The organism is Aestuariimicrobium ganziense (genome assembly GCF_015352975.1).
Taxonomy (GTDB): Bacteria; Actinomycetota; Actinomycetes; order Propionibacteriales; family Propionibacteriaceae; genus Aestuariimicrobium; species Aestuariimicrobium ganziense.
On the sequence record NZ_JACYIZ010000006.1, the window covers coordinates 182,803 to 202,374 of the forward strand.

The 19,572-nt window shown below is 70.0% G+C and carries 18 protein-coding genes; 7 read left to right on the plus strand and 11 right to left on the minus strand.

What is annotated here, in order from left to right; all coding sequences use genetic code 11:
• Positions 1–64: 64 nt before the first annotated feature.
• Genes IE660_RS12765 through IE660_RS12780 form a run of 4 tightly spaced genes read right to left on the minus strand, consistent with a single transcriptional unit; the run spans position 65 to position 3,751 of the window.
• Positions 65–775, minus strand: coding sequence for a FadR/GntR family transcriptional regulator (locus IE660_RS12765; protein WP_203568753.1), 711 nt, complete (start codon positions 773–775; stop codon positions 65–67).
• Positions 772–2,196, minus strand: a complete 1,425-nt coding sequence (locus IE660_RS12770; RefSeq protein WP_203568754.1) for a hypothetical protein — start codon at positions 2,194–2,196, stop codon at positions 772–774. The genes IE660_RS12765 and IE660_RS12770 overlap by 4 nt, the downstream gene beginning before the upstream one ends.
• Entirely contained in the window at positions 2,193–2,477 is a 285-nt protein-coding gene (locus tag IE660_RS12775; RefSeq protein ID WP_203568755.1) for an MDR/zinc-dependent alcohol dehydrogenase-like family protein, read from the minus strand. The genes IE660_RS12770 and IE660_RS12775 overlap by 4 nt, the downstream gene beginning before the upstream one ends.
• Entirely contained in the window at positions 2,474–3,751 is a 1,278-nt protein-coding gene (locus tag IE660_RS12780; RefSeq protein ID WP_203568756.1) for an apiosidase-like domain-containing protein, read from the minus strand. The genes IE660_RS12775 and IE660_RS12780 overlap by 4 nt, the downstream gene beginning before the upstream one ends.
• A gap of 62 nt (positions 3,752–3,813) precedes the next feature.
• Here IE660_RS12780 and IE660_RS12785 point away from each other — a divergent pair, with 62 nt between their 5' ends.
• From IE660_RS12785 to IE660_RS12800, 4 genes are all read left to right on the plus strand, one after another.
• Positions 3,814–4,524, plus strand: coding sequence for an SDR family NAD(P)-dependent oxidoreductase (locus IE660_RS12785; protein WP_203568757.1), 711 nt, complete (start codon positions 3,814–3,816; stop codon positions 4,522–4,524).
• A gap of 85 nt (positions 4,525–4,609) precedes the next feature.
• Positions 4,610–5,449, plus strand: a complete 840-nt coding sequence (locus IE660_RS12790) for a phosphogluconate dehydrogenase C-terminal domain-containing protein (protein WP_203568758.1) — start codon at positions 4,610–4,612, stop codon at positions 5,447–5,449.
• Positions 5,449–6,261, plus strand: coding sequence for a sugar phosphate isomerase/epimerase family protein (locus IE660_RS12795; RefSeq protein ID WP_203568759.1), 813 nt, complete (start codon positions 5,449–5,451; stop codon positions 6,259–6,261). Before IE660_RS12790 ends, IE660_RS12795 begins: the two co-directional genes overlap by 1 nt.
• Before the next feature lie 37 nt (positions 6,262–6,298).
• Positions 6,299–8,437 carry a RecQ family ATP-dependent DNA helicase gene (locus IE660_RS12800; protein ID WP_203568760.1) on the plus strand — a complete coding sequence of 713 codons (2,139 nt, stop codon included), beginning with the start codon at positions 6,299–6,301 and terminating at the stop codon, positions 8,435–8,437.
• A gap of 409 nt (positions 8,438–8,846) precedes the next feature.
• Here the strand turns inward: IE660_RS12800 and IE660_RS12805 are convergent, their stop codons facing one another.
• On the minus strand, positions 8,847–9,989 hold the full coding sequence (locus tag IE660_RS12805; RefSeq protein ID WP_203568761.1) for a VanZ family protein: 1,143 nt from the start codon (positions 9,987–9,989) through the stop codon (positions 8,847–8,849).
• 260 nt (positions 9,990–10,249) lie between these two features.
• Here IE660_RS12805 and IE660_RS12810 point away from each other — a divergent pair, with 260 nt between their 5' ends.
• Positions 10,250–11,155: a VanW family protein gene (locus IE660_RS12810; RefSeq protein ID WP_203568762.1), complete on the plus strand. Its 906-nt coding sequence runs from the start codon at positions 10,250–10,252 to the stop codon at positions 11,153–11,155.
• On the opposite strand, the gene IE660_RS12815 is transcribed toward IE660_RS12810, so the two are convergent.
• Together IE660_RS12815 and IE660_RS12820 are read right to left on the minus strand one after the other, a co-directional pair.
• The gene (locus IE660_RS12815) at positions 11,146–12,183 is read right to left on the minus strand and encodes an alcohol dehydrogenase catalytic domain-containing protein (RefSeq protein WP_203568763.1); all 1,038 of its coding nucleotides are present in this window, start codon (positions 12,181–12,183) and stop codon (positions 11,146–11,148) included. The genes IE660_RS12810 and IE660_RS12815 overlap by 10 nt on opposite strands.
• Positions 12,184–12,194: 11 nt before the next feature.
• Positions 12,195–13,427 (minus strand): anaerobic sulfatase maturase, encoded by a 1,233-nt coding sequence (locus IE660_RS12820; RefSeq protein WP_235998036.1) that lies wholly within the window; start codon positions 13,425–13,427, stop codon positions 12,195–12,197.
• A 139-nt stretch (positions 13,428–13,566) separates the two neighbouring features.
• On the opposite strand from IE660_RS12820, the gene IE660_RS12825 reads away from it, so the two are divergent.
• Positions 13,567–14,106 carry a sulfatase-like hydrolase/transferase gene (locus IE660_RS12825; protein WP_203568764.1) on the plus strand — a complete coding sequence of 180 codons (540 nt, stop codon included), beginning with the start codon at positions 13,567–13,569 and terminating at the stop codon, positions 14,104–14,106.
• 50 nt (positions 14,107–14,156) lie between these two features.
• Positions 14,157–15,167, plus strand: a complete 1,011-nt coding sequence (locus tag IE660_RS12830; protein WP_203568765.1) for an aldo/keto reductase family protein — start codon at positions 14,157–14,159, stop codon at positions 15,165–15,167.
• A gap of 15 nt (positions 15,168–15,182) precedes the next feature.
• Here the strand turns inward: IE660_RS12830 and IE660_RS12835 are convergent, their stop codons facing one another.
• The 4 genes from IE660_RS12835 to purD form a co-directional block, all read right to left on the minus strand.
• A complete protein-coding gene (locus IE660_RS12835; protein ID WP_203568766.1) occupies positions 15,183–15,566 on the minus strand; it encodes an MmcQ/YjbR family DNA-binding protein in 384 nt (127 codons plus the stop codon).
• A 10-nt stretch (positions 15,567–15,576) separates the two neighbouring features.
• A complete protein-coding gene (locus IE660_RS12840) occupies positions 15,577–16,698 on the minus strand; it encodes a S1C family serine protease (protein WP_203568767.1) in 1,122 nt (373 codons plus the stop codon).
• A 162-nt stretch (positions 16,699–16,860) separates the two neighbouring features.
• Positions 16,861–18,294, minus strand: coding sequence for an adenylosuccinate lyase (gene purB / locus IE660_RS12845; RefSeq protein WP_203568768.1), 1,434 nt, complete (start codon positions 18,292–18,294; stop codon positions 16,861–16,863).
• Positions 18,291–19,538, minus strand: coding sequence for a phosphoribosylamine--glycine ligase (gene purD, locus IE660_RS12850; RefSeq protein WP_203568787.1), 1,248 nt, complete (start codon positions 19,536–19,538; stop codon positions 18,291–18,293). The genes purB and purD overlap by 4 nt, the downstream gene beginning before the upstream one ends.
• Between the last annotated feature and the right edge of the window lie 34 nt (positions 19,539–19,572).

Below are 19,572 nucleotides of genomic sequence, written 5' to 3' on the forward strand. Positions count from 1 at the left end.
CCGGGGGTGGGGTTGGTTGAGCCTACCAAGCCCGCGGCAGGGCTGGTGGCGACGACCACCGCGATCACCAGTGCCGCGACAGGATCTCCAGCGAGTCGACCAGGTGGGCCTCCATGGCCGCAGTGGCTGCCTCGGACTCGCCGGAGCGAATGGCGTCAGCGATGGCCTGGTGGGCGGCAATGGTGTCGGTGACGCGACCCGGCTCGGTCAACGTGGCGCGTCGGATCTCGAGCAGCACGTCAGACATCGAGTCGACCAGCACCAGGAACAGCGGGTTGTGGGTGGCCCTGGCGATCAGCCGGTGGAACGCCACGTCGGACTGCGAGGCGGCCTCGGGGTCGTCGGTCAGGGCGGCCATGGTCTGGATCTCGGCGTCGATGGCGTCCAGTTCCTCGGGGGTGGCGTTGCGGGCGGCCAGTTCGGCGGTGGCGAGTTCGAGGGTGCTGCGCACCTGGTGGATGTGCATCGGACTCAGGTCGTGGTTGCGGCTGACGAACAGCCCGATCGACTGCGAGACCGCCTCGGGATTCGCCGCAGCCACCCGCACGCCCGACCCCGACCGCACCTCGAGCACGCCCTTGGCGGCCAGGTGCCGGATCGCCTCACGGATGACGGTGCGCGACACCCCCAGTTGCTCGGCGAGTTCACGTTCGGAGGGGAGCCGGGCTCCCGCTTCGAGCCCGGTCGCGGTCACCGCCTGGGTGAGCCGCTCGCTCACGGTCTCGACGAGGGTGGGGGCCCGGTCGACGGTGGAGAGCTTGAGTGCCTCGGTCATGGTTGCTCCATTCTGTCCCCTCGCGGCGCCGCATCGAGTGAGGTCGGGTCGAGTGCCACCGCCCAGGCGCCGGTGCTGGCGCCCACCACGTCGGTGAGCCAGGCGCGCTGGAGGGCAGGGTCCGGGTGGGGCGCGACGGGTTCGCACCACGATGCGTAGTGGTCGTCCGGTTCGACATGGACGCTGAGTCGTTGGGGCACGCTGACCGGCGCCAGCACCACGGGACGCCCGCCCGCGATGCTCCGTGCAGTGGCGACCACGTGGGGCAGCGCCCGCAGGGTGTCGAGCACACGTTCGGGGTCGGTGTGGTGCACCTGCGCGGCCACGCTGAGCTGCACGTAGTCAGCCTCGCGGTGGGGCATGGACGAGCGACCCAACTCGGCCAGGTAGCCGCGGGTGCCCGAGCCGGTGAGCCAGCGCTGCTGGGCGGTGTCACGAGCCCACTGCAGCAGTACGGGCGTGGTGCCATGGGTGGGCCGGTCGACGACGCACACCCCGGCCAGGACGCTCGCACGAGAAGACAGCAGGTCTCGCCAGGCCTGGCTGGGGGCATCCAGGGCCAAGGTGCACCACAGTCGGCGTCCGCTCGCCTCGGCGAGGTCGGCCGCCTGCTCGAACCGCTGCCGACCAGCGGCGGTGTCGAGCACCTCGACGAACAGGTCGCCAGCGCCGATCGATGCCAGGGCGTCGGCGGTGCCCGGCCCGACCACCCACCAGGTGGCCGGGACCCCTGTGCCCGGGTTGATGTCTGCCTGCTCGTGGCGCTGGAGCACCTCGTCCACGCGTTGCACGGTGACCTCGGCGCGACGGGCCGTGCCGGCCGGCCAGGGGGCCTGCTGGGAGCGAGCCAGAGGCGGTGCATAGGACTTCCAGCCGGCGTCGCACCAGTTGCGGTGGTCCTCGGTCTCGAACCGTTCGCCACCGAACGCCAGGCGTACGGTGCTGTCGCCCTGGCCGACGTCAACGGCGTCGATCTCGCTGAATACTGGCCATGGGCTGACCCGCGCCGGCCAGGTGACCAGGTCGGACGAGGGTCCCTGCCACCACCGGACCGGCTGCCCCACCTGGTCGAGGGGGTGCAGGACGACCAGCCCGACGCGGCAGGTGACGAGGTGGCGCTCGGCCACCAGGTCGACCTCGACCGCCAGTCCGCCGTCCAACCCACGCACCACGACGTGACCGGAGGCGTTGCCTCCCCCGATCCGCCAGCGGACGAGTTCGCCGGCGGCCGGCTCGACCGGTGTGGCTTCGTGGTCGATGGTGCCCCAGTGGTCGTCGCGGATGGTCAGTTCGATGCCGTCGAGCAGCAGGAGCCCGTGGTGTCGCAGTTCGCGCAGGCTGGCGCCGGGGCCGGTGCGGGCGACGAAGCCGGCGTGACTGATGGTGTGGCCCGGGAGCGGGCTCCTGAAGGGTGCGTTCATGGCAGCACCACCGCCTTGCCCCAGGCGACGGCGAGAGGCTCGACCAGCGCGCCGAGTTCGGCGTCGAGGTCGTCCCGAGCGTGCAGCGCACTGGCGGGGACGAGCACCTGCTGGGCCAACCCGCCGTCGAGGTGGGTGCCGGCGTGCAGGGCGTGGTCGGAGCCACAGAGTCCTGCCGCCTCGACCTGCAGCACCACCTCGCCCGGGCCGGGATGCAGGTCGTCGCGCTCGACCAAGCCAACCTGTCCGGGCCGGACGGTGGTGGCCGCCCGGTGCGTCACGTCGTCTCCGCGGTGAACACCACCAGGCAGTCGGAGAACACTTCCGGTTGGCTGATCAGGGTGCGCTGGTCGACGACCTCGACGGTGGGGGTGAACTCGGCGCCGGTCGCGCAGTCCCAGGCCCTGACCCGGTGCCCTGCGAGGTCGGCCTCGATCTCGACCGGACGCGCCGCCGGAAGGTGGACCGCGACCAGTGACTGGTCGTTGGAGGCACCCACCCGCAGGCTGCCGTGGTCGTCGGTGACCAGGTGCTGGGCTGGCAGCAGCCGCCACATCCGGTGCTCCAGCCACAGCCTGCCCAGCAGACCCATGCCGTCGGCGCCGGGCAGCCGGGCGGCGACCGACCAGGGCAGCGGCTCCATCGACCACTCAGAGCTCAGGAACCGCCCCTCGCGGCGGTGCCACTGCCACACACCGTGAGCGCCGTAGCCGATGCCGGCGGCCGCCCCACCGAGCAGTGAGGCCCAGGCGGCGGTGCGCACGTCGTGGGCGCTGAACCGGCCGGTGCGCACGTGCCCGAATCCGTGAAACTCGTAGCAGGGCTCGAGGTTGACCACCGGGGCAGGCTTCGACCTGGCCAGGAAGGGCTCGGCCAGGGTGTGGGCCAGTTCGGGGTGGGCACGGTCGTGGCCGGACTGGTAGGTGAAGAAGTCCAGCTGTTCGAGCAACTCCTCGGCCGGCATGACCTCAGGCGTCAGGTGGGTGGTGAGCACCAGGTCAGGGGCCTCGGCGCGCAGTTGGCGGGCGAGGTCGAGCCACTCCGCCTGGGCCGGCCCGTCGTAGCGGTCGTCACCGGTGACCGACATGATCACGTCGCAGCCCTCGACAGCGGCGAGCAGACGGGTGACGTGGGCGCGGCGCTGGCCCTCGTCCAGCACACCCCACGAGACGATCTTCGACGCCCAGGTGTCGGTGCCGTAGGTGCACCACTGCGCGATCACGACCAGCGCCATCCCCAGCTCGGTGGCCACCTGGGCGTACTCGCGCACCCGGTCGTAGTAGGCCTGCTCGGGACGATCCAGGTCCCAGGTGCCGGCCTCGCGCGCGGCGAAGGGGTTCAGGGCGCCGTCCCAGATCGAGCGGTCGTGCAGGATCGGCAGTGCGCTGACCGCGATCGCGGTGAAGCCCTGGTGGCGGCGCAGTTCGAGGTGGTCGCGCCACTCCTGGGGCTGAACGTCGGCGAAGGCCCCCCACACGGTGTCGGCCACCAGTGGCCAGGGGACCCCGTCACGGGTCAGGTGCGTGCCCGTCGGGTCGACGGCGAAGCGGCTCATGGTGTCTCCTCGTGTGGCACGATGCCTTTCGTAGGATGGCATACCAGACGTCAGGAGTCACCATGGATCGTCCACCTCGCATCGTCGTCACCGGGTCGGCCAGCGGGCTGGGCGCCGCGATCGCCCTGGGGTTGGAGGCACGCGGACTCGACGTCGTCGGACTCGACCGCACCAATGCCGGCCCGGCCCAGCGGCAGGTCGTCGACGTCACCGATCCCGATGCCGTTGCGGCGGCGTTCGAGACGATCGGCGATCCGCTCGACGGCATCGTGGTCTCGGCCGGTGTGCAGATGCACGGCGACGACGGCCCGGTCGCCGAGGTCAGCCTCGAGACCTGGCAGCGCACCATCGACGTGAACCTCACCGGCGCGTGGCTCTGCCTGAAGGCCGCGGTCCCCCACCTGCTCACGCGCGAAACCTCGTCGGTCGTCCTGATCGGGTCACCGACCGCAGTGACGATGTGCGGGGCGGGCTATGCCGCCTATGCCGCGTCGAAGGCCGGAATGATGGCACTGGCCCGGGTGATGGCCGCCGACCACGCCGCCGAGGGGCTTCGCGCCAATGTCGTGGTGCCGGGCACGATGCGCACTCCCCTGATCGAGCCCCTGCTGGCCGACGAGACGACCAGGGCCAACCTGTTGGCTGGCACACCGGTCGGTCGCCTCGGCGAGCCCGACGACCTGGTCGGCCTGGTGGCGTGGCTGCTGTCGTCCGAGTCGAGGTTCGCCACGGGCGCCTCGTACGCCGTCGACGGCGGCCTGACGGCCCGCTGAAAGCGGTGATGAGAGTGTTGACAAGCCATGGCATTCGGTCAGACCATATGATGGCTCAGACCAGCCACCACCAAAGGAGCCGCCGATGAAGGTCACGATCCTGGGAGCCGGCGGCAACATGGGCCGACGCGTCTCACGCAGTCTCGAACAGCTCCCCCACCACGAGTTGCGCCTGGTCGAGCCGGGCGCCATCGGCCAGGAGAAGATGGCGGCCGAGTGCCGCACCCCGATCGACCTCGAGCAGGCGCTCGACGGCACCGACGTCGTGGTCTTCGCCGTCCCCGACCGCATCGTGCGCCAGGTGGCCGCCGACATCGTCCCGAAGTTGGCGCCCCGCACCGCGATCCTGTTCCTCGACCCCGCTGCCGTGGCCGCCGGACGCATCCCCCACCGCGAAGACATCACCTGCTGCGTCGTGCACCCCACCCATCCCCCGCTCTACGGGCTGATGGACGAGGAGTCGCCCGAGGCACGGCGCGACTACTGGGGTGGCGGCCTTGCCCACCAGGCCCTGGTCTTCTCGCTGGCCTGGGGCGAGGAGGCCCTCGCCGAACGAGTCGAGGCGCTCTGCGTCGACATGTTCGCCCCGATCAGCCGCAGCCACCGGATCACCGTCGACCAGATGGCGCTGCTCGAGCCAGCCCTGACCGAGACGCTCACCAACGGCTGCGTCGCCATCATCAAGGAGGGACTCGAGCGGGTCATCGACCTCGGCGTCCCCCGCGAGGCGGCGACCGACTTCCTGATGGGTCACTTCCAGATCGGCATCGCGCTGATCTTCGACCAGCTCGACTGGAAGCTCTCCGAAGGCGCCCAGATGGCCCTCGAGCAGTCGCGCCAGGCGCTGTTCCGCGACGACTGGCACGCGATCTTCGAGCACGAGCGGGTGCAGGCCAGCCTGCGCCAGATCACCGGCGGCGACTAGTGCGCCTGGGGCTGTCGAGCTTCACCTATCCCTGGGCCGTCGGCATCCCCGGCCACCAACCCGAACAGCCTTGGGACGCCCACGACCTGATCGAGGCGACCACCGCTGCCGGCTTGGGCCTGCTGCAGTTGGCCGACAACGTGCACCTGGAGGAGTTGTCGTCCTCGCAGTGGGACGAGGTGGTCGACCATGCCCGCCAGAGCGCGGTCACCCTCGAGGTGGGAACCCGAGGGATCGGTGCGCAGTTGGCCACCCACCTGGCCATGGCGGTCGACGTCGGGGCCAGCTTCGTCCGCGTGGTGGTCAGTCAGGGTGACGACCGGCCCGGACCGCAGGAGGCCCTGGACCGACTTGCCCCGTACGCCCAGGCGTTCCGCGATGCCGGGATCGTGCTGGCCATCGAGAATCACGACGACTTCACCGTCGCCGAACTGTGTTGGCTGGTCGAGCGGCTCGAGGGGTGGGGTGCGGTCTGCCTCGACACCGTGAACTCACTCGGCGCACTCGAGGACCCGCCGCGCGTGGTCGAAGCGCTGTCGCCGCTCACGGTGAACCTGCACATCAAGGACGTCACCATCGGCCGTCACCCGAGCCACCTGGGCTTCTCGGTGACGGGCACCCCGGCCGGGTCCGGCATGCTCGACCTGGCCTCGATCGTCGAGACGGTCGGCTCGACCGGCCGCTGCCACACCGCGATCCTTGAGTTGTGGACGCCGCTGGGCGACGACTTGTCGTCCACGGTCAGCCAGGAGGCGGACTGGGCCCGCTCGAGCGTCGAGCACCTGCTCACGCTGCCGGGTCTGCAACGCTGACGCGAACCTGTCAGGGGCCCGTGCCAGACTCGGGCAGGTGAGCCAACCCGCACCAGACACCGACCAGCCCGACCTGCACGAGCGGGCGCTGGCGATCCTGCGCGACCTGACCGGACGCGCCGACGCCGAGTTCCATGCCGGGCAGTGGGAGGCGATCGAGGCGTTGGTGGCGCACCGGCGGCGGGCGCTGGTGGTGCAACGCACCGGCTGGGGCAAGTCGGCGGTCTACTTCATCGCTGCCCTGCTGCGCCGTCAGGCCGGCGCCGGACCGGCACTGATCGTGTCGCCGCTGCTGGCCCTGATGCGCGACCAGGTCGAGGCCGCCACCCGCGCCGGAGTGCGGGCAGTCGCGATCAACTCGGCCAACGTCACCGAGTGGGACGAGGTCGAGGCGATGCTCGGTGCCGACCAGGTCGACGTGCTGTTCGTCTCACCCGAACGCCTGGTCAACCCGCGGTTCCGGGCCGAGCAGTTGCCCAGGCTGGTGAGCGCGACCGGGCTGCTCGTGATCGACGAGGCCCACTGCATCAGCGACTGGGGCCACGACTTCCGCCCCGACTACCGGCGGATCCGTGACCTGATCGCCGACCTGCCGCCCGACGTCCCGGTGCTGGCCACCACCGCGACTGCCAACCAGCGGGTGGTCGACGATGTCACCGAGCAGTTGGCGATCGGTGACCACGAGGTGTTCACGTTGCGCGGCGCACTGGCTCGTGACTCGCTGCGGCTGGGCGTGCTCGAGCTGGGAACGCCGTGGCGGCGGCTGGCCTGGCTCACCCAGCACCTGGCCGAGCTTCCGGGCTCGGGCATCATCTACACCCTGACCGTGGCTGCCGCCCATGACACCGCTGCCGCGCTGCACCAGGCCGGCCACGAGGTGCTGCCCTACACCGGGCGCACCGACCCGTCCGAGCGGCTCGAGGCCGAGGAGGCGCTCAAGGCCAACCGGGTGAAGGCGCTGGTGGCCACCTCGGCGCTGGGCATGGGGTTCGACAAGCCCGACCTGGGCTTCGTCGTCCACCTCGGTGCCCCGAGTTCGCCGGTGGCCTACTACCAGCAGGTCGGACGAGCCGGGCGCGCCACCGCCAGCGCCGACGTGCTGCTGCTGCCGGGCACCGAGGACCGCGAGATCTGGCACTTCTTCGCCACCAACGCGATGCCCACCCAGGCCCGCGCCGATGCGGTGCTGACCGCACTGGCCGAGGCCACCGGGCCGCTGTCAGTCGCAGCGCTCGAGACCCGGGTCGAGATCCGGCGTGGTCCGCTCGAACTGCTGCTCAAGGTGCTCGCGGTCGATGGTGCGGTCGAGATGGTCAAGGGTGGTTGGGTCTCGACCGGTGTGCCGTGGACCTACGACGAGCCGCGCTACCAGCGCATCGCCGAGGCCCGCGTGGCCGAGCAGCAGGCGATGCTGGCCTACGAGCGCGGCGAGCAGTGTCGCATGGAGTTCCTGACCAGTGCGCTGGACGACCCGACCTCCGCTCCTTGCGGGCGGTGCGATGTCTGCGCCGAGCCTTGGTACCCGGTCGACGTCGACGTGGCGCTCGGGCAGCAGGCCAGGCAGCAACTCGACCACGTGGGCGTGCCTGTCGACCCCCGAGCGCTGTGGCCAACCGGGCTGTCGCAGGGGCCGAAGGGCAAGATCTCCGCAGAGGAGCAGTGCGCCGAGGGTCGGGTCGTGGCCCGACTCACCGACCTGGGTTGGGGCGGCCGGTTGCGTGAGCTGTTCGCCGCCGACCGTGATGGACGACCCGTCGACCAGCCCGTGCCGCCCGAGTTGGCGACCACGTGCCTGCGGGTGCTCAAGGAGTGGGCGTGGGACGAGCGGCCCGTCGCGGTGGTGCGGGTGCCGAGCCTGTCCCGGCCTGAGTTGGTCGACAGTCTGGCTGGTGGGATCGCTGCTGCGGGGCGCCTCCGCGACCTTGGGTCGCTCGGGCTCTCCCCGGGCGCCCCGGAGCTCTCCGGGCCGACCAACTCGGCGTTCCGGGTGCGCGACCTGTGGGAACGATTCGTCGTCCCTGCTGGCCTCGCCGACGAGCTGGCCCGACTCGACGGGCCGGTGCTGCTCGTGGACGACCTGGTCGACTCCCGCTGGACGATGACCGTGGCCGGACGCCTGCTGCGACTGGCCGGTGCCGATTCGGTGATGCCGTTCGCACTCGCCTCGGTGGGGTGACCGCCGCGTCTTCTGGCTGGTCGAGTAGTCCGCGAGGACCGAGCGGACGTGTCGAGACCAGGCGCCGCGTCTGCTGGCTGGTCGAGTAGTCCGCGAGGAACGAGCGGCCGTGTCGAGACCAGGCGCCGCGTCTTCTGGCTGGTCGCGTAGTCCGCGAGGAACGAGCGGACGTGTCGAGCCCAGGCGCCGCGTCTTCTGGCTGGTCGAGTAGTCCGCGAGGAACGAGCGGACGTGTCGAGACCGCCCTCCTGCGTCCCATCATGCTTTCGGCGATGGCCGCGACAGCCCGGCAATTGCCGAAACTCTCCCGAGTCCGTTGGTGAGGAACTGCTGGGTGGAGGCAGCGATCTCCAACAACCCGAGCTCGCAATGCCGTGTGACCTGGGCCCCGCCGCCGGGGGCCACTCGTTCACCGCCGCTCGGCGTCGGCCTCCTCGATCGCCCTGATGTCGACCATCTCGGCACGGGTGAACACGCCGCTGAGCGATCGCCGCGTCCGGGTGAACGGCACGGCAACCACGGCAGCGATCACCACCAGCACCCACGCAACGCTCGCCGCCGGGCCCATCTTGAGGGCTTCGTCCAGCACCAAGGTGAGCAGCATCGGGCCGGGCACCACATGGGCTCGCACCAACCTCTGAGCGAGGGTCCCATGGGTCAGCGCCCCGGACGAGTCACGCCACATCGGGGTGAGCCAGACCGCGAACTGCGCACCCGAGGCCGCGTAGCCACCCCAGGGCGGAACGACGAAGCAGACGATCCAGGGCACCACGACGGTGAACACGAACCCGGCCCAGCCCAGTCCGACGATGCCCGAAGTGGTGTCGAAGCCCAGCACCAACGCCCCGACCAAGGTCACCACCGACATCACCGCCGACAGCACCATGAAGGCGAACCCGTCGGCAGCCATCCCCAGCCACCGTCGCACCATGGTCACCGGACGAGGCCTGGTGCGCTGCGTCGACAGCTCACGGGCCCGCGGCATCCAGCCGAGCAGCAGCGGTGCCACCAGCGCCCCGACCAACCCACCCAGGGTGTTGGTCAGCAGGTCGTCCACGTCGAAGGTGCGGTAGGCGCAGGGATAGATGCCGTACAGCCCGGTGAGCTGCGCCACCTCGATCACAGTCGAGGCCACCAGCGCGCTGAGCGTCGCCGTGAGCAGCCCACGGTGCAGGAACTGCCGCACCACCAAGCCCCAGGGTACGAACAGCAGCACGTTGAACACGATCTGCAGCACCGTGAACGACCACAACCCTTCCGGGAATCCGCTGCGCTCGAACGCACGCCCCAGGTCGTCCACCATGCCGAAGGGACGAAACTGCCCGCGTCGGGCCCGGGTGCAGTCGAGGGTGTCGCGGTCGGGCAGCGGCAGCCAGGTGTAGGTCAGCAGCGCGGTGGTGTAGGACGACAGCCCGAAGGCACCCAGCAGCCGAGCAAGGTTGGGGCTGCCGTAGCGGCGGTACTGCCACGCCACCACCGGCAGGAAGGTGACCACGAACACGATCAGGGCGTTGACCAGGGCCGACTGGCCCTGTGCGATCCAGATGGACATCTTCTCCTCACCGGTTGCCCCCGCCGGAAGAGCGTAGTGACGGCAGGGTTCGCCTACGCCGCACGACCCGGCACAGCTTGGTTCACCGAGCACACGATGAAACCTGTGCCAGGTGCACCAGGGTGTCCCGGGTCGTAGAAGAGGCGCGCAATGGGTTGGCGGGAGGGCCCGATCAGCCGCCGAGGTGAGGTGGCTGACATCCGGCTGAAATGACCGAGTCCAGCGCGGAACCGGCACACCCGTTGTGGCGTACTGAGGTCATGAGCACGAGCACCGCGCAGGCAGCCGAGGCGACGCAGCCCACTGGCACCACCTTCGAACTCCCCACCCGGCTGCAGGCCGGCGCGCCGCTGTCGGAGCGCCACCCGTGGATCTACCCGATCGCGGTCAAGGCCCACCAGGTGCGTCGCTGGCTGCACTGGCAGTTCGGGAGCGAGCGCTGGGCCCACGAGCACCAGGCTGAACCGTTGGCCCATCGGGTGAAGCAGCACAAGTCGCTGCTGATCCGCCAGATGGGTGAGTCGGAGATGTGGTTGCAGCACAACAAGGTGACCAACCTGCGACTGGCCGCGGCCGAGGTCGACGGCATCCTGATCCGCCCCGGCGAGTCGTTCTCGTTCAACAAGGTGGTCGGCAACTGCACCAAGGCACGGGGCTTCGTCGAGGGCATGCGGTTGAGCAATGGCGACGCGCATCCCGGTGTCGGTGGCGGCATCTGCCAGCTGGCCAACCTGCTGCACTGGATGTTCCTGCACTCGCCGCTGACCGTGGTCGAACGCTCAGAGCATTCGTTCGACCCGTTCCCCGACAACGGACGCGTGCTGCCGTGGGGTGTGGGCTGTTCGATCGCCTACAACTACGTCGACCTGGTCGTCCGCAACGACACCGACGCCACCTTCCAGATCTTCACCGGCGTGGGCAGCCGCTACCTCGAGGGCGAACTGCGCGCCGACCGTGAGATGGAGTTCAGCTACAAGGTCGCGGCCCGCGACGAACAGTTCCTGCACAAGGGCGGGGAGTACTTCCGGCGCAACGAGATCTGGCGCGACCTGGTCGACCGGCGCACCGGTCAGCGGGTCGGTGACGAACTTGTCAAGCGCAACTGCGCGCTGGTGAAGTACCTGCCCACCGGGGTCGAGGTCATCGACCTCGACGCTCAGGCCTGACTCGTCCCGGCGCCCTCGGCGCTGACCCGCACCACGGCCTTGCAGACCTCGTCCGGGTGCGCCATCGCGTACCGAACGGCCTCGCCGGCCTGCTCCAGCGGCCACGTGTGGGTCACCAACCTCGCCAGCCGATCTGCCTGACGACGCGCGAGCGCCACGGCGCTGGGGAACATGTCGACGCTGGTGCGGGCTCCGAGCAGGTCGACCTCCTTGCGCGAGAACCAGGTCAGCGGCACGGTCAGCTCCTGGTCGCTCATCCCGACCACCAGCACGGTACCCGAGGGCGCCACCAGATCGATCGCGCCACGCAGCAGGTCGGCCACGCCGGTGGCCTCGACCACCACCCCCGGCCCCTCACCGTCGGTGAGCTCACGCACCCAGGCCGAGACGTCGACCACCGACGAGTCCGCGACGCGGACGACCCCGACCTCGCGTGCCAACTGCAGGCGCATCGGCTCGCGGTCCACCACGAAGACCTCGGCTCCAGCTTCGAGGCAGGCGATGGCGGTCACCAGTCCGATCGGACCCGCACCCAGCACCAGCACCCGGTCGTCGGCACCGATGCCGGCGCGGACTCGTCCCAGTGCGTTCAACGCGATCGTCACCGGCTCGACCAGCACCGCCGCCGGCCAGGCCAGATCGCCGATCGGGTGCAGCTTGCCGACCGGGACGAGGTAGCGCTCCTGCAGGGCACCGTCGGAGTGCACGCCGAGCACGTCGAGGTCGGCACAGACATTCGTCCGGCCGCGCCGGCAGGCGTAGCAGACTCCGCACGACTGCAGTGGCTCGACGGCGACCCTGTCACCGACGGCCAGACTGGTCGGAGCGTCGTCGGGAAGCGCGGCGATGCGTCCGATCGCCTCATGGCCCTGCACGCGCGGGTAGTGCAACGCGAAGTGGGTGCCGTCGACGATGTGGAAGTCCGAGCCGCACAGCCCGACCGCCTCGACCTCGACGACCGCCCAGCCAGGACGAGGCGCCGGCTCGTCGACCTCGCGCAGTTCCATCCGGCGGGGGCCGGTGGTCACCACCGCACGCATCAGGCCTCCCGGTTCAGGGTCATGATCTCGGCGGGGGCTCGTCCCTGCCGATACAGCTGCTCCATGGTGACGATCGCCGGCGTGGCGTGGGTGAAGAACCGGTAGTAGCCCTCACACAGGTGGTTGAGACCGGGCTCGCCGTCAGCGGTGGTCGCGAAGCGATCCTTGGGGCAGCCGCCATGGCAGACCCACCTGACCGGGCAGCGCTGGCACTGGCCGGGCAGGGCCGTGCGCTTGGATCGTCCGAACTCGACCTGATCGGGGCTGGCGAGCATGTCGGCGAAGGCGTCGGTGTGCACATTGCCCAACTTGTAGCCGGGCTCGACGTAGTGGTCGCAGGCGTAGACGTCACCGTTGTGCTCCAGCGCGAGCGCGTTGCCGCACTCGGGGGCGTGGACGCACAGTGAGTACTGGCCGAACCGGGCGGCCAGCATCACGTCGAAGTGCTGGACGAACACGGTGCCGACGTCGCGGGCCACCCATTCGTCGAAGACGCTGCACAGGAATTCACCCCATGCGGCCGGGGGTACCGAGCGTGAGGTGACCTGGTCGCCGTCCTGGCGGTAGAGCACCCAGTCGCCGTCGGCGTCGCGCCAACCGGCCTCGGCGGCGTCCTGCTCGCCGGGGGCGACCCGCTCGACGATCGGGATGAACTGCAGGAACCGGGCCTGCATCTGGTCGCGGAAGAACCGGTACACCTCGAGCGGGTGGGCCGCGTTGGCGGAGTTGACCGTGCACAGCACGTTGGTCTCGACGCCGTGGCGTTGCAGCACCTGCCAGCCACGCATCACCTGCTCGTGGGTGCCACGGCCGGCCTTGTTGACCCGGTGGTGGTCGTGCAGGTGGGCGGGTCCATCGACGCTGAGGCCGACCAGCACCTGGTGCTCGGCGAGCAGTTCGCCCCACGCGTCGTCGAGCAGGGTGCCATTGGTCTGCAGGGCGTGGCTGACCTGCTGACGGGGACGACGCAGCTGCTCACCCAACGCGATCGCCCGGCGGAAGAAGTCGACCCCCCGCAGGGTGGGCTCACCGCCCTGCCAGACGAAGCTGACGGGGCCGTCAGGTTGGGCGTCGAGGTAGTTCTGCACGTAGCGCTCGAGCGTGGCGTCGTCCATCGCCTGGTCACGCCCCCACAGCGCCTCCTTGGACAGGAAGAAGCAGTAGCTGCAGTCGAGGTTGCAGGCCGCACCCGTGGGCTTGGACACCACGGAGAACGGCAGCATGCGGGGCATGGACTCGATCCTCGCCGACCATGGGGCCAGAGGCAACCATGGTCGAGATGCAGTCACCCGAGCAGGTGGAGGGCCGTTGACTAAGCCCAGCAGTCGACTTAGCGTGACCTCAGCGGTATGCCCGACTCAAAGGAGAGTCATGACCCATCCACGGCTGTCACGTCGAAACCTCATTCAGGCCTCAGGTGCTGCCATCGCCGTCGCGGGCACCTCGGCCGCACCCGGCCACGCGGATCCGCTCACCCGGCCCAACATCGTCTGGTTGCTCACCGAGGACAACAATCCCTGCATCGGTGCCTATGGCGACGAGGTCGCCAACACCCCGGTGCTCGACCGCCTGGCGGCCCAGGGGGCTCTGTACGAGGTTGCCTACTCCCCCGCCCCGGTCTGCGCCCCGTCGCGTTTCAGCTACCTCACCGGCGTTCCGGCCGAGACCTGCGGCCCGGCGCACAACATGCGCGCGATCGCCAACATGCCCACTGACTTCCGGGGCTTCCCGGAGTACCTGCGGTGGGCCGGCTACTACACCACCAACAACGACCACCCAGGTGTTCATCATCGGCTGAGCTGGATCGCGGCGAGCCCTTCGAACAGGGCCGGGGAGACCACGGGTCTGTCCGGCCCTGTCATGCCGGTGCCGCCTTCTGTGATGTCGGCACGCCACCGGTGGGTGCGGTGAAAGGATTGAGGTGTTCCCCCTCCCCATTCACCTGCACGAAAGGTGCCCCGATGAAGCACAGGTTCCTGGGCCGCTCCGGCCTGAAGATCTCCGAGGTCTGCTACGGCAACTGGCTCACCCACGGCAGCCAGGTCGAGAACGACACCGCCACTGCCTGCGTGAAGGCTGCGCTCGATGCCGGCATCACCAGCTTCGACACCGCCGACGTCTACGCCAACACCATGGCCGAGACCGTGCTCGGCGAGGCGTTGAAGGGCCAGCGGCGTGAGTCGCTCGAGATCTTCACCAAGGTGTTCGGCCCCACCGGACCCAAGGGCCCCAACGACGCCGGGCTCAGCCGCAAGCACATCATGGAGTCGATCAACGGTTCACTGAAGCGGCTGCACACCGACTACGTCGACCTCTACCAGGCCCACCGCTACGACCACTTCACCCCGCTCGAAGAGACCATGCAGGCCTTCGCCGACTGCGTGCGGCAGGGCAAGGTGCTCTACATCGGGGTATCGGAGTGGACCGCTGACCAGATCAGGGCGGGACATGAACTGGCCAAGGATCTGGGCGTGCAGCTGATCTCGAACCAGCCCGAGTACTCGATGCTGTTCCGCGTGATCGAGGAAGAGGTCGTCCCAGCCTCGAAGGAACTGGGCGTCTCGCAGGTGGTCTGGAGCCCGATCGCCCAGGGTGCGTTGACCGGCAAGTACCTGCCCGGCCAGCCGCTGCCCGAGGGTTCGCGCGCCACGGACGAGAAGGGTGGCGCCGGTGCGATCAAGCGCTGGCTGACCGACGACGTGCTCACCCGGGTGCAGAACCTCAAGCCGATCGCGGACGAGTTGGGCCTGAGCATGGCGCAGTTGGCGGTGGCCTGGGTGCTTCAGAACGACAACATCGGCTGCGCCATCGTCGGAGCCTCTCGTCCCGAGCAGGTGGCTGACAACGCCGCAGCCTCGGGTGTGGAGATCCCCGAGGAACTGATGGCGCGCATCGACGGGGTGGTCGGTGACGTGGTCGAGCGCGACGCCTCGATCACCGCGACCCGTTCGCCGTCGCAGCGCGAGACCTGATCGAGCCGGTTCAGTTCACCGTCGCGGCTGGCCCTGGGGGATGACCACCCTTGCGGCCAGCCGTTTCGGTGCTTGAATCAGGTAGGAAGAGGCGAGCAGTTCGGCAACGTCGTCCCAGTCGGTGTCGTCGTCGATGATCATCCCGATCACGTTGGTGCCCCAACCGGTACGGAAGTAGGGATCGCCCATGTGCTCGAAGGCGAGCACCTCGTCGGGTTCACCGCGAAAGATGATCCGGTACTGCTGGTCCTCACCACCGAACAGGTGGACGATCGTCGCGTGCCCGACCCGCCAGCGCACGCCCACCCAGGCGTCCTCCTCGTAGGTCTCGGGCAGCGGCGCCATGATCGCCGCGACGCGGGCGATCAGGTCCGGGGTGAGCGGGATGCGCTGGGCCATCGGCGGTGACTCAGTTGGTGGGGCTGGTGCCCAGGGTGACCTGGCTGGTGCGCTGCCCACCCTGTGCATCGGTCCAGACCACCGTCACCTTGGCGCCGGGGCGCAGTTCCGACAGCACGGTGTAGAGCTCGGCGCGAGTCTTGACGGCGTCGCCGTTGATGGCGGAGATGACGGCACCGACGCTCAGGCCAGCCTTGTCGGCAGGCCCGCCGTCCTCGACCGTGGCGACCTTGAGGCTCGTCCCCGACAGGGTGACGCCGAGGTAGGCACGCCCGCCGACCCGCAGCGTGCCTCGTCCGTTGCCGTCGCTGACCGAGTCGGCGATGGTGAGCACCACCGGCCAGGGCAGGTGGTAGGTGATGGTCGCGCCCTTGGTGGTGGCGTTGTCCTGGTTGCCGGCGGTGGTCATCCCGACGACCTGGCCCTCGGCGTCGTACATCGGTCCGCCCGAGTCACCGGGCACCGCGGCGGTGTCGCTCTCGACCACCCCGTACAGGGTCGAGCGGCCGGTCGGCGACAGTTCGTCCTTGACGGTGACCGAGGTGTTGAGGTCGACGACGACGCCCTTGGCGATGTCGAGGTAGCCCTGGCCCCCGGAGTTGCCGACCTGGATCAGCGGGTCGCCGACGGCGAGCGGGTCGGGGTCGAACTGGACGACGTCGAGGCCGCCGGCGCCCTGCAACTGCAGCAGGGCGACGTCGCGGGTCGGGTCGGAGCCGAGCACCTTGGCCTCGTACTCGTCCTTGGTGGTGGCGACCTTGACGAAGACCTTCTGGGTGCCCTCGACCACGTGGTAGTTGGTGACGACCAACCCGGAGGCGTCGACGATCATCCCGGTGCCGGTGGAGATGCCGTTGCCGACCTCACCCTTGATCAGGACGATGCCGCGGCTCAGGGTCTCGAGGGTGGGAGTGACACTGGGACGAGGAGTGGTGGCCGCATTGGGGGTCGGCGAGGCCGGGGTGGGGCTGGACGACGTGGTGGTCGGACTGGAGGGGGCGGTGCGGGGAGGGGTCGGGGCAGGGCTCGTGGCCGTGGGGCTGATCGGAGGACCGGTCACCACCGGTGCCGACGGTTGCTGCTGCCAGGCGATTCCGGCGTTGAGCAGGACAGCCATCACGACCAGCAGCATCGCTCCAGCCCAGCCGGCGTTCCCGGGGCCGCCCCGTTGCGGGGAGGGTGGGGTGGGCACGTGGGCAGGACGTTGGTCAGCGCCAGGCGGTGGCCACAAGCTCATCGTCCCTCCTCACGCTCCCGTGCCGCACCACCCATGGTGCCACGGTGGTGGTCGAGCTCAGAGGACGGAGCCGGGACGGTAGGCGGCCGCCTCGGGGTCGGCGTCGACCAACTCACCCACACGGGTGGCCAGCGCTGCGACCTGGCTGCGGGCCGAGCCGGTCAGCGACAGCGGGTCGGCGAGGGCCTCGTCCAGCGCCCCGCGCGACAGCCCCAGACGGGCATCGGCGGCGAGCCGGTCGAGCAGGTCGTTCTCACGCGCACCGGTCTCGCGCATGCCCAACGCCACCGCGACGGCGTGCTCCTTGATCGCCTCATGGGCCTGCTCGCGTCCGACCCCGCTGCGCACCGCCGTCATCAGCACCTTGGTGGTGGTCAGGAAGGGCAGGTAGCGGGCCAGTTCGGCCTCGATCACCGCGGGGAAGGCACCGAAGTCGCCGAGCACGGTGAGGAAGGTCTCGAACAGCCCGTCGAGGGCGTAGAAGGCGTCGGGCAGCGCGACCCGGCGCACCACCGAGCACGACACGTCGCCCTCGTTCCACTGGTCGCCGGCCAGTTCGCCGACCATCGAGGTGTAGCCGCGGACGATGACCGCCAGCCCGTTGACCCGCTCGCACGAACGGGTGTTCATCTTGTGCGGCATCGCGGACGAGCCGACCTGGCCGGGTTTGAAGCCCTCGGTGACCAGTTCGTGGCCGGCCATCAATCGGATCGAGGTGGCGACATTGCTCGGGGCGGCTGCGACCTGGGCGAGCGCGGTGACCACGTCGTAGTCGAGGCTGCGGGGGTAGACCTGACCGGTCGAGGTGAGCACCTGCGCGAAGCCGAGGTGGGTGGCGATCCGCTGCTCGAGGTCGGCCAGACGCGCCTCGTCGCCACCGAGCAGGTCGAGCATGTCCTGGCTGGTGCCGACCGGGCCCTTGATGCCGCGGGCCGGATAGCGCTCGATCAACTCATCGATCCGGGCGTGGGCGATCAGCAGTTCGTCGGCCGCGGTGGCGAACCGCTTGCCCAAGGTGGTGACCTGGGCGGCGACGTTGTGGGAGCGGCCGGCGATCGGCTGCCCGGCATACCGGACGGCCAGGTCAGTGAGCATCGCCAGGGCCGCGACGATTCGCGAGCGGACGAGTTGCAGCGAGCGCAGAACCTGCAACTGCTCGACGTTCTCGGTGAGGTCGCGGCTGGTCATGCCCTTGTGCACGTGCTCGTGGCCGGCGAGGTCGTTGAACTCCTCGATGCGGGCCTTGACGTCGTGCTTGGTGACCCGTTCTCGGGCGTTGATCGAGTCGAGGTCGACGGTGTCGATCACTGCGCGGTAGTCGGCGAGCACTTGGTCGGGGTCGTCCCCGCCGAAGTCGACGCCGAGGTCACGCTGGGCCTCGATGACCGCGAGCCACAGCTGCCGCTCTGCGACCACCTTGTGCTCGGGACTCCAGATGTCGCGCATCGCCGCGGAGGCGTAGCGGGTGGCCAGCACGTTGGGGACGCTCATCGGTTGCTCTCCTGCTCGGCCGCGACTGCGGCGATGTCGCGGCGGTGGAAGCCGCTGGGGAACTCGATCCGCTCGAGGTGGGCGTAGGCCGCGGCCCGGGCACCAGCGAGCGAGTCGCCTCGTCCGACGACGGTGAGCACCCGCCCACCGGCGGCCACCAGCGTCTGGTCGGCCACTGCGGTGCCGGCGTGGATCGTCCAGGCCCGGTCGGTGTCCTCGGGCAGGACGATCGATGCGCCGTTGGTCGGCTTGTCGGGGTAGCCCTCGGCAGCGACCACGACGCCAACGGCCGCGCCGTCGCGCCAGCGCAGGTCGCCGATCTCAGCCAGGCGTCCGGTGGCGGCCGCGTGCAGCACCTGGCCCAGTGGGCTGTCGAGCAGGGCCAGCAGCACCTGGGTCTCGGGGTCACCGAACCGGGCGTTGAACTCGATCACCCGCAGGCCCTTCGAGGTGAGGGCCAGGCCGCAGTAGAGCAGGCCGGCGAACGGGGTGCCGCGCTCGGCCATCCGCTGCAGGGTGGGCAGGGCCACGGTGTTCAGCACCTGGTCGGCGATGTCGTCGGGTGCCCACGGCAGGGGTGAGTAGGCGCCCATGCCGCCGGTGTTGGGGCCCAGGTCGCCGTCGCCGACCCGCTTGAAGTCCTGGGCCGGCTGCATCGCCAGGGCGGTGGTTCCGTCGGTGATGACGAACAGGCTCACCTCGGGCCCGTCGAGGAACTCCTCGATCACCACCTGGTCGCAGCCGGCGGCATGGGCCAGGGCGACCTCGCGCTCGAGGGTGAGCACGACCCCCTTGCCGGCGGCCAGACCGTCGTCCTTGACCACGTGCGGGGCGGCGAACTCGTCGAGAGCGGCAGCGGCCTCGTCGGGAGTGCGGCAGACCCGTGAGGCCGCGGTCGGCACCCCGGCCTCGTCCATCACCTGCTTGGCGAAGGCCTTCGACCCCTCCAGCTGGGCGGCTTCACGCGAGGGACCGAAGCAGGCGATGCCCGCGGCACGGACGGCGTCGGCGACACCGGCCACCAGCGGGGCCTCGGGACCGACCACCACCAGGTCGGCGCCGAGTTCGACCGCCAACGCGGCGACAGCATCACCGTCGAGCGGGTCGATGGCGTGGTTGGTGGCGAAAGTGGCCGTGCCCGGGTTGCCCGGGGCGACGTGCACGGTCGTCACGGCGGGGTCGGCGTTGATGGCCCGGGCGAGCGCATGTTCGCGTCCCCCCGAACCGACGACAAGCACGGTCAGCCCAGTCACGCCTCGAAGCCTAATCGGGTTCGGG

Bases quoted from the DNA above. Each gene is read 5' to 3' on its own strand.
- IE660_RS12765 (WP_203568753.1), bottom strand. From the start codon at position 775: ATGACCGAGGCACTCAAGCTCTCCACCGTCGACCGGGCCCCCACCCTC.
- IE660_RS12770 (WP_203568754.1), bottom strand. From the start codon at position 2,196: ATGAACGCACCCTTCAGGAGCCCGCTCCCGGGCCACACCATCAGTCAC.
- IE660_RS12780 (WP_203568756.1), bottom strand. From the start codon at position 3,751: ATGAGCCGCTTCGCCGTCGACCCGACGGGCACGCACCTGACCCGTGAC.
- IE660_RS12785 (WP_203568757.1), top strand. From the start codon at position 3,814: ATGGATCGTCCACCTCGCATCGTCGTCACCGGGTCGGCCAGCGGGCTG.
- IE660_RS12790 (WP_203568758.1), top strand. From the start codon at position 4,610: ATGAAGGTCACGATCCTGGGAGCCGGCGGCAACATGGGCCGACGCGTC.
- IE660_RS12805 (WP_203568761.1), bottom strand. From the start codon at position 9,989: ATGTCCATCTGGATCGCACAGGGCCAGTCGGCCCTGGTCAACGCCCTG.
- IE660_RS12810 (WP_203568762.1), top strand. From the start codon at position 10,250: ATGAGCACGAGCACCGCGCAGGCAGCCGAGGCGACGCAGCCCACTGGC.
- IE660_RS12820 (WP_235998036.1), bottom strand. From the start codon at position 13,427: ATGCCCCGCATGCTGCCGTTCTCCGTGGTGTCCAAGCCCACGGGTGCG.
- IE660_RS12825 (WP_203568764.1), top strand. From the start codon at position 13,567: ATGACCCATCCACGGCTGTCACGTCGAAACCTCATTCAGGCCTCAGGT.
- IE660_RS12830 (WP_203568765.1), top strand. From the start codon at position 14,157: ATGAAGCACAGGTTCCTGGGCCGCTCCGGCCTGAAGATCTCCGAGGTC.
- IE660_RS12835 (WP_203568766.1), bottom strand. From the start codon at position 15,566: ATGGCCCAGCGCATCCCGCTCACCCCGGACCTGATCGCCCGCGTCGCG.
- IE660_RS12840 (WP_203568767.1), bottom strand. From the start codon at position 16,698: ATGCTGCTGGTCGTGATGGCTGTCCTGCTCAACGCCGGAATCGCCTGG.
- purB (WP_203568768.1), bottom strand. From the start codon at position 18,294: ATGAGCGTCCCCAACGTGCTGGCCACCCGCTACGCCTCCGCGGCGATG.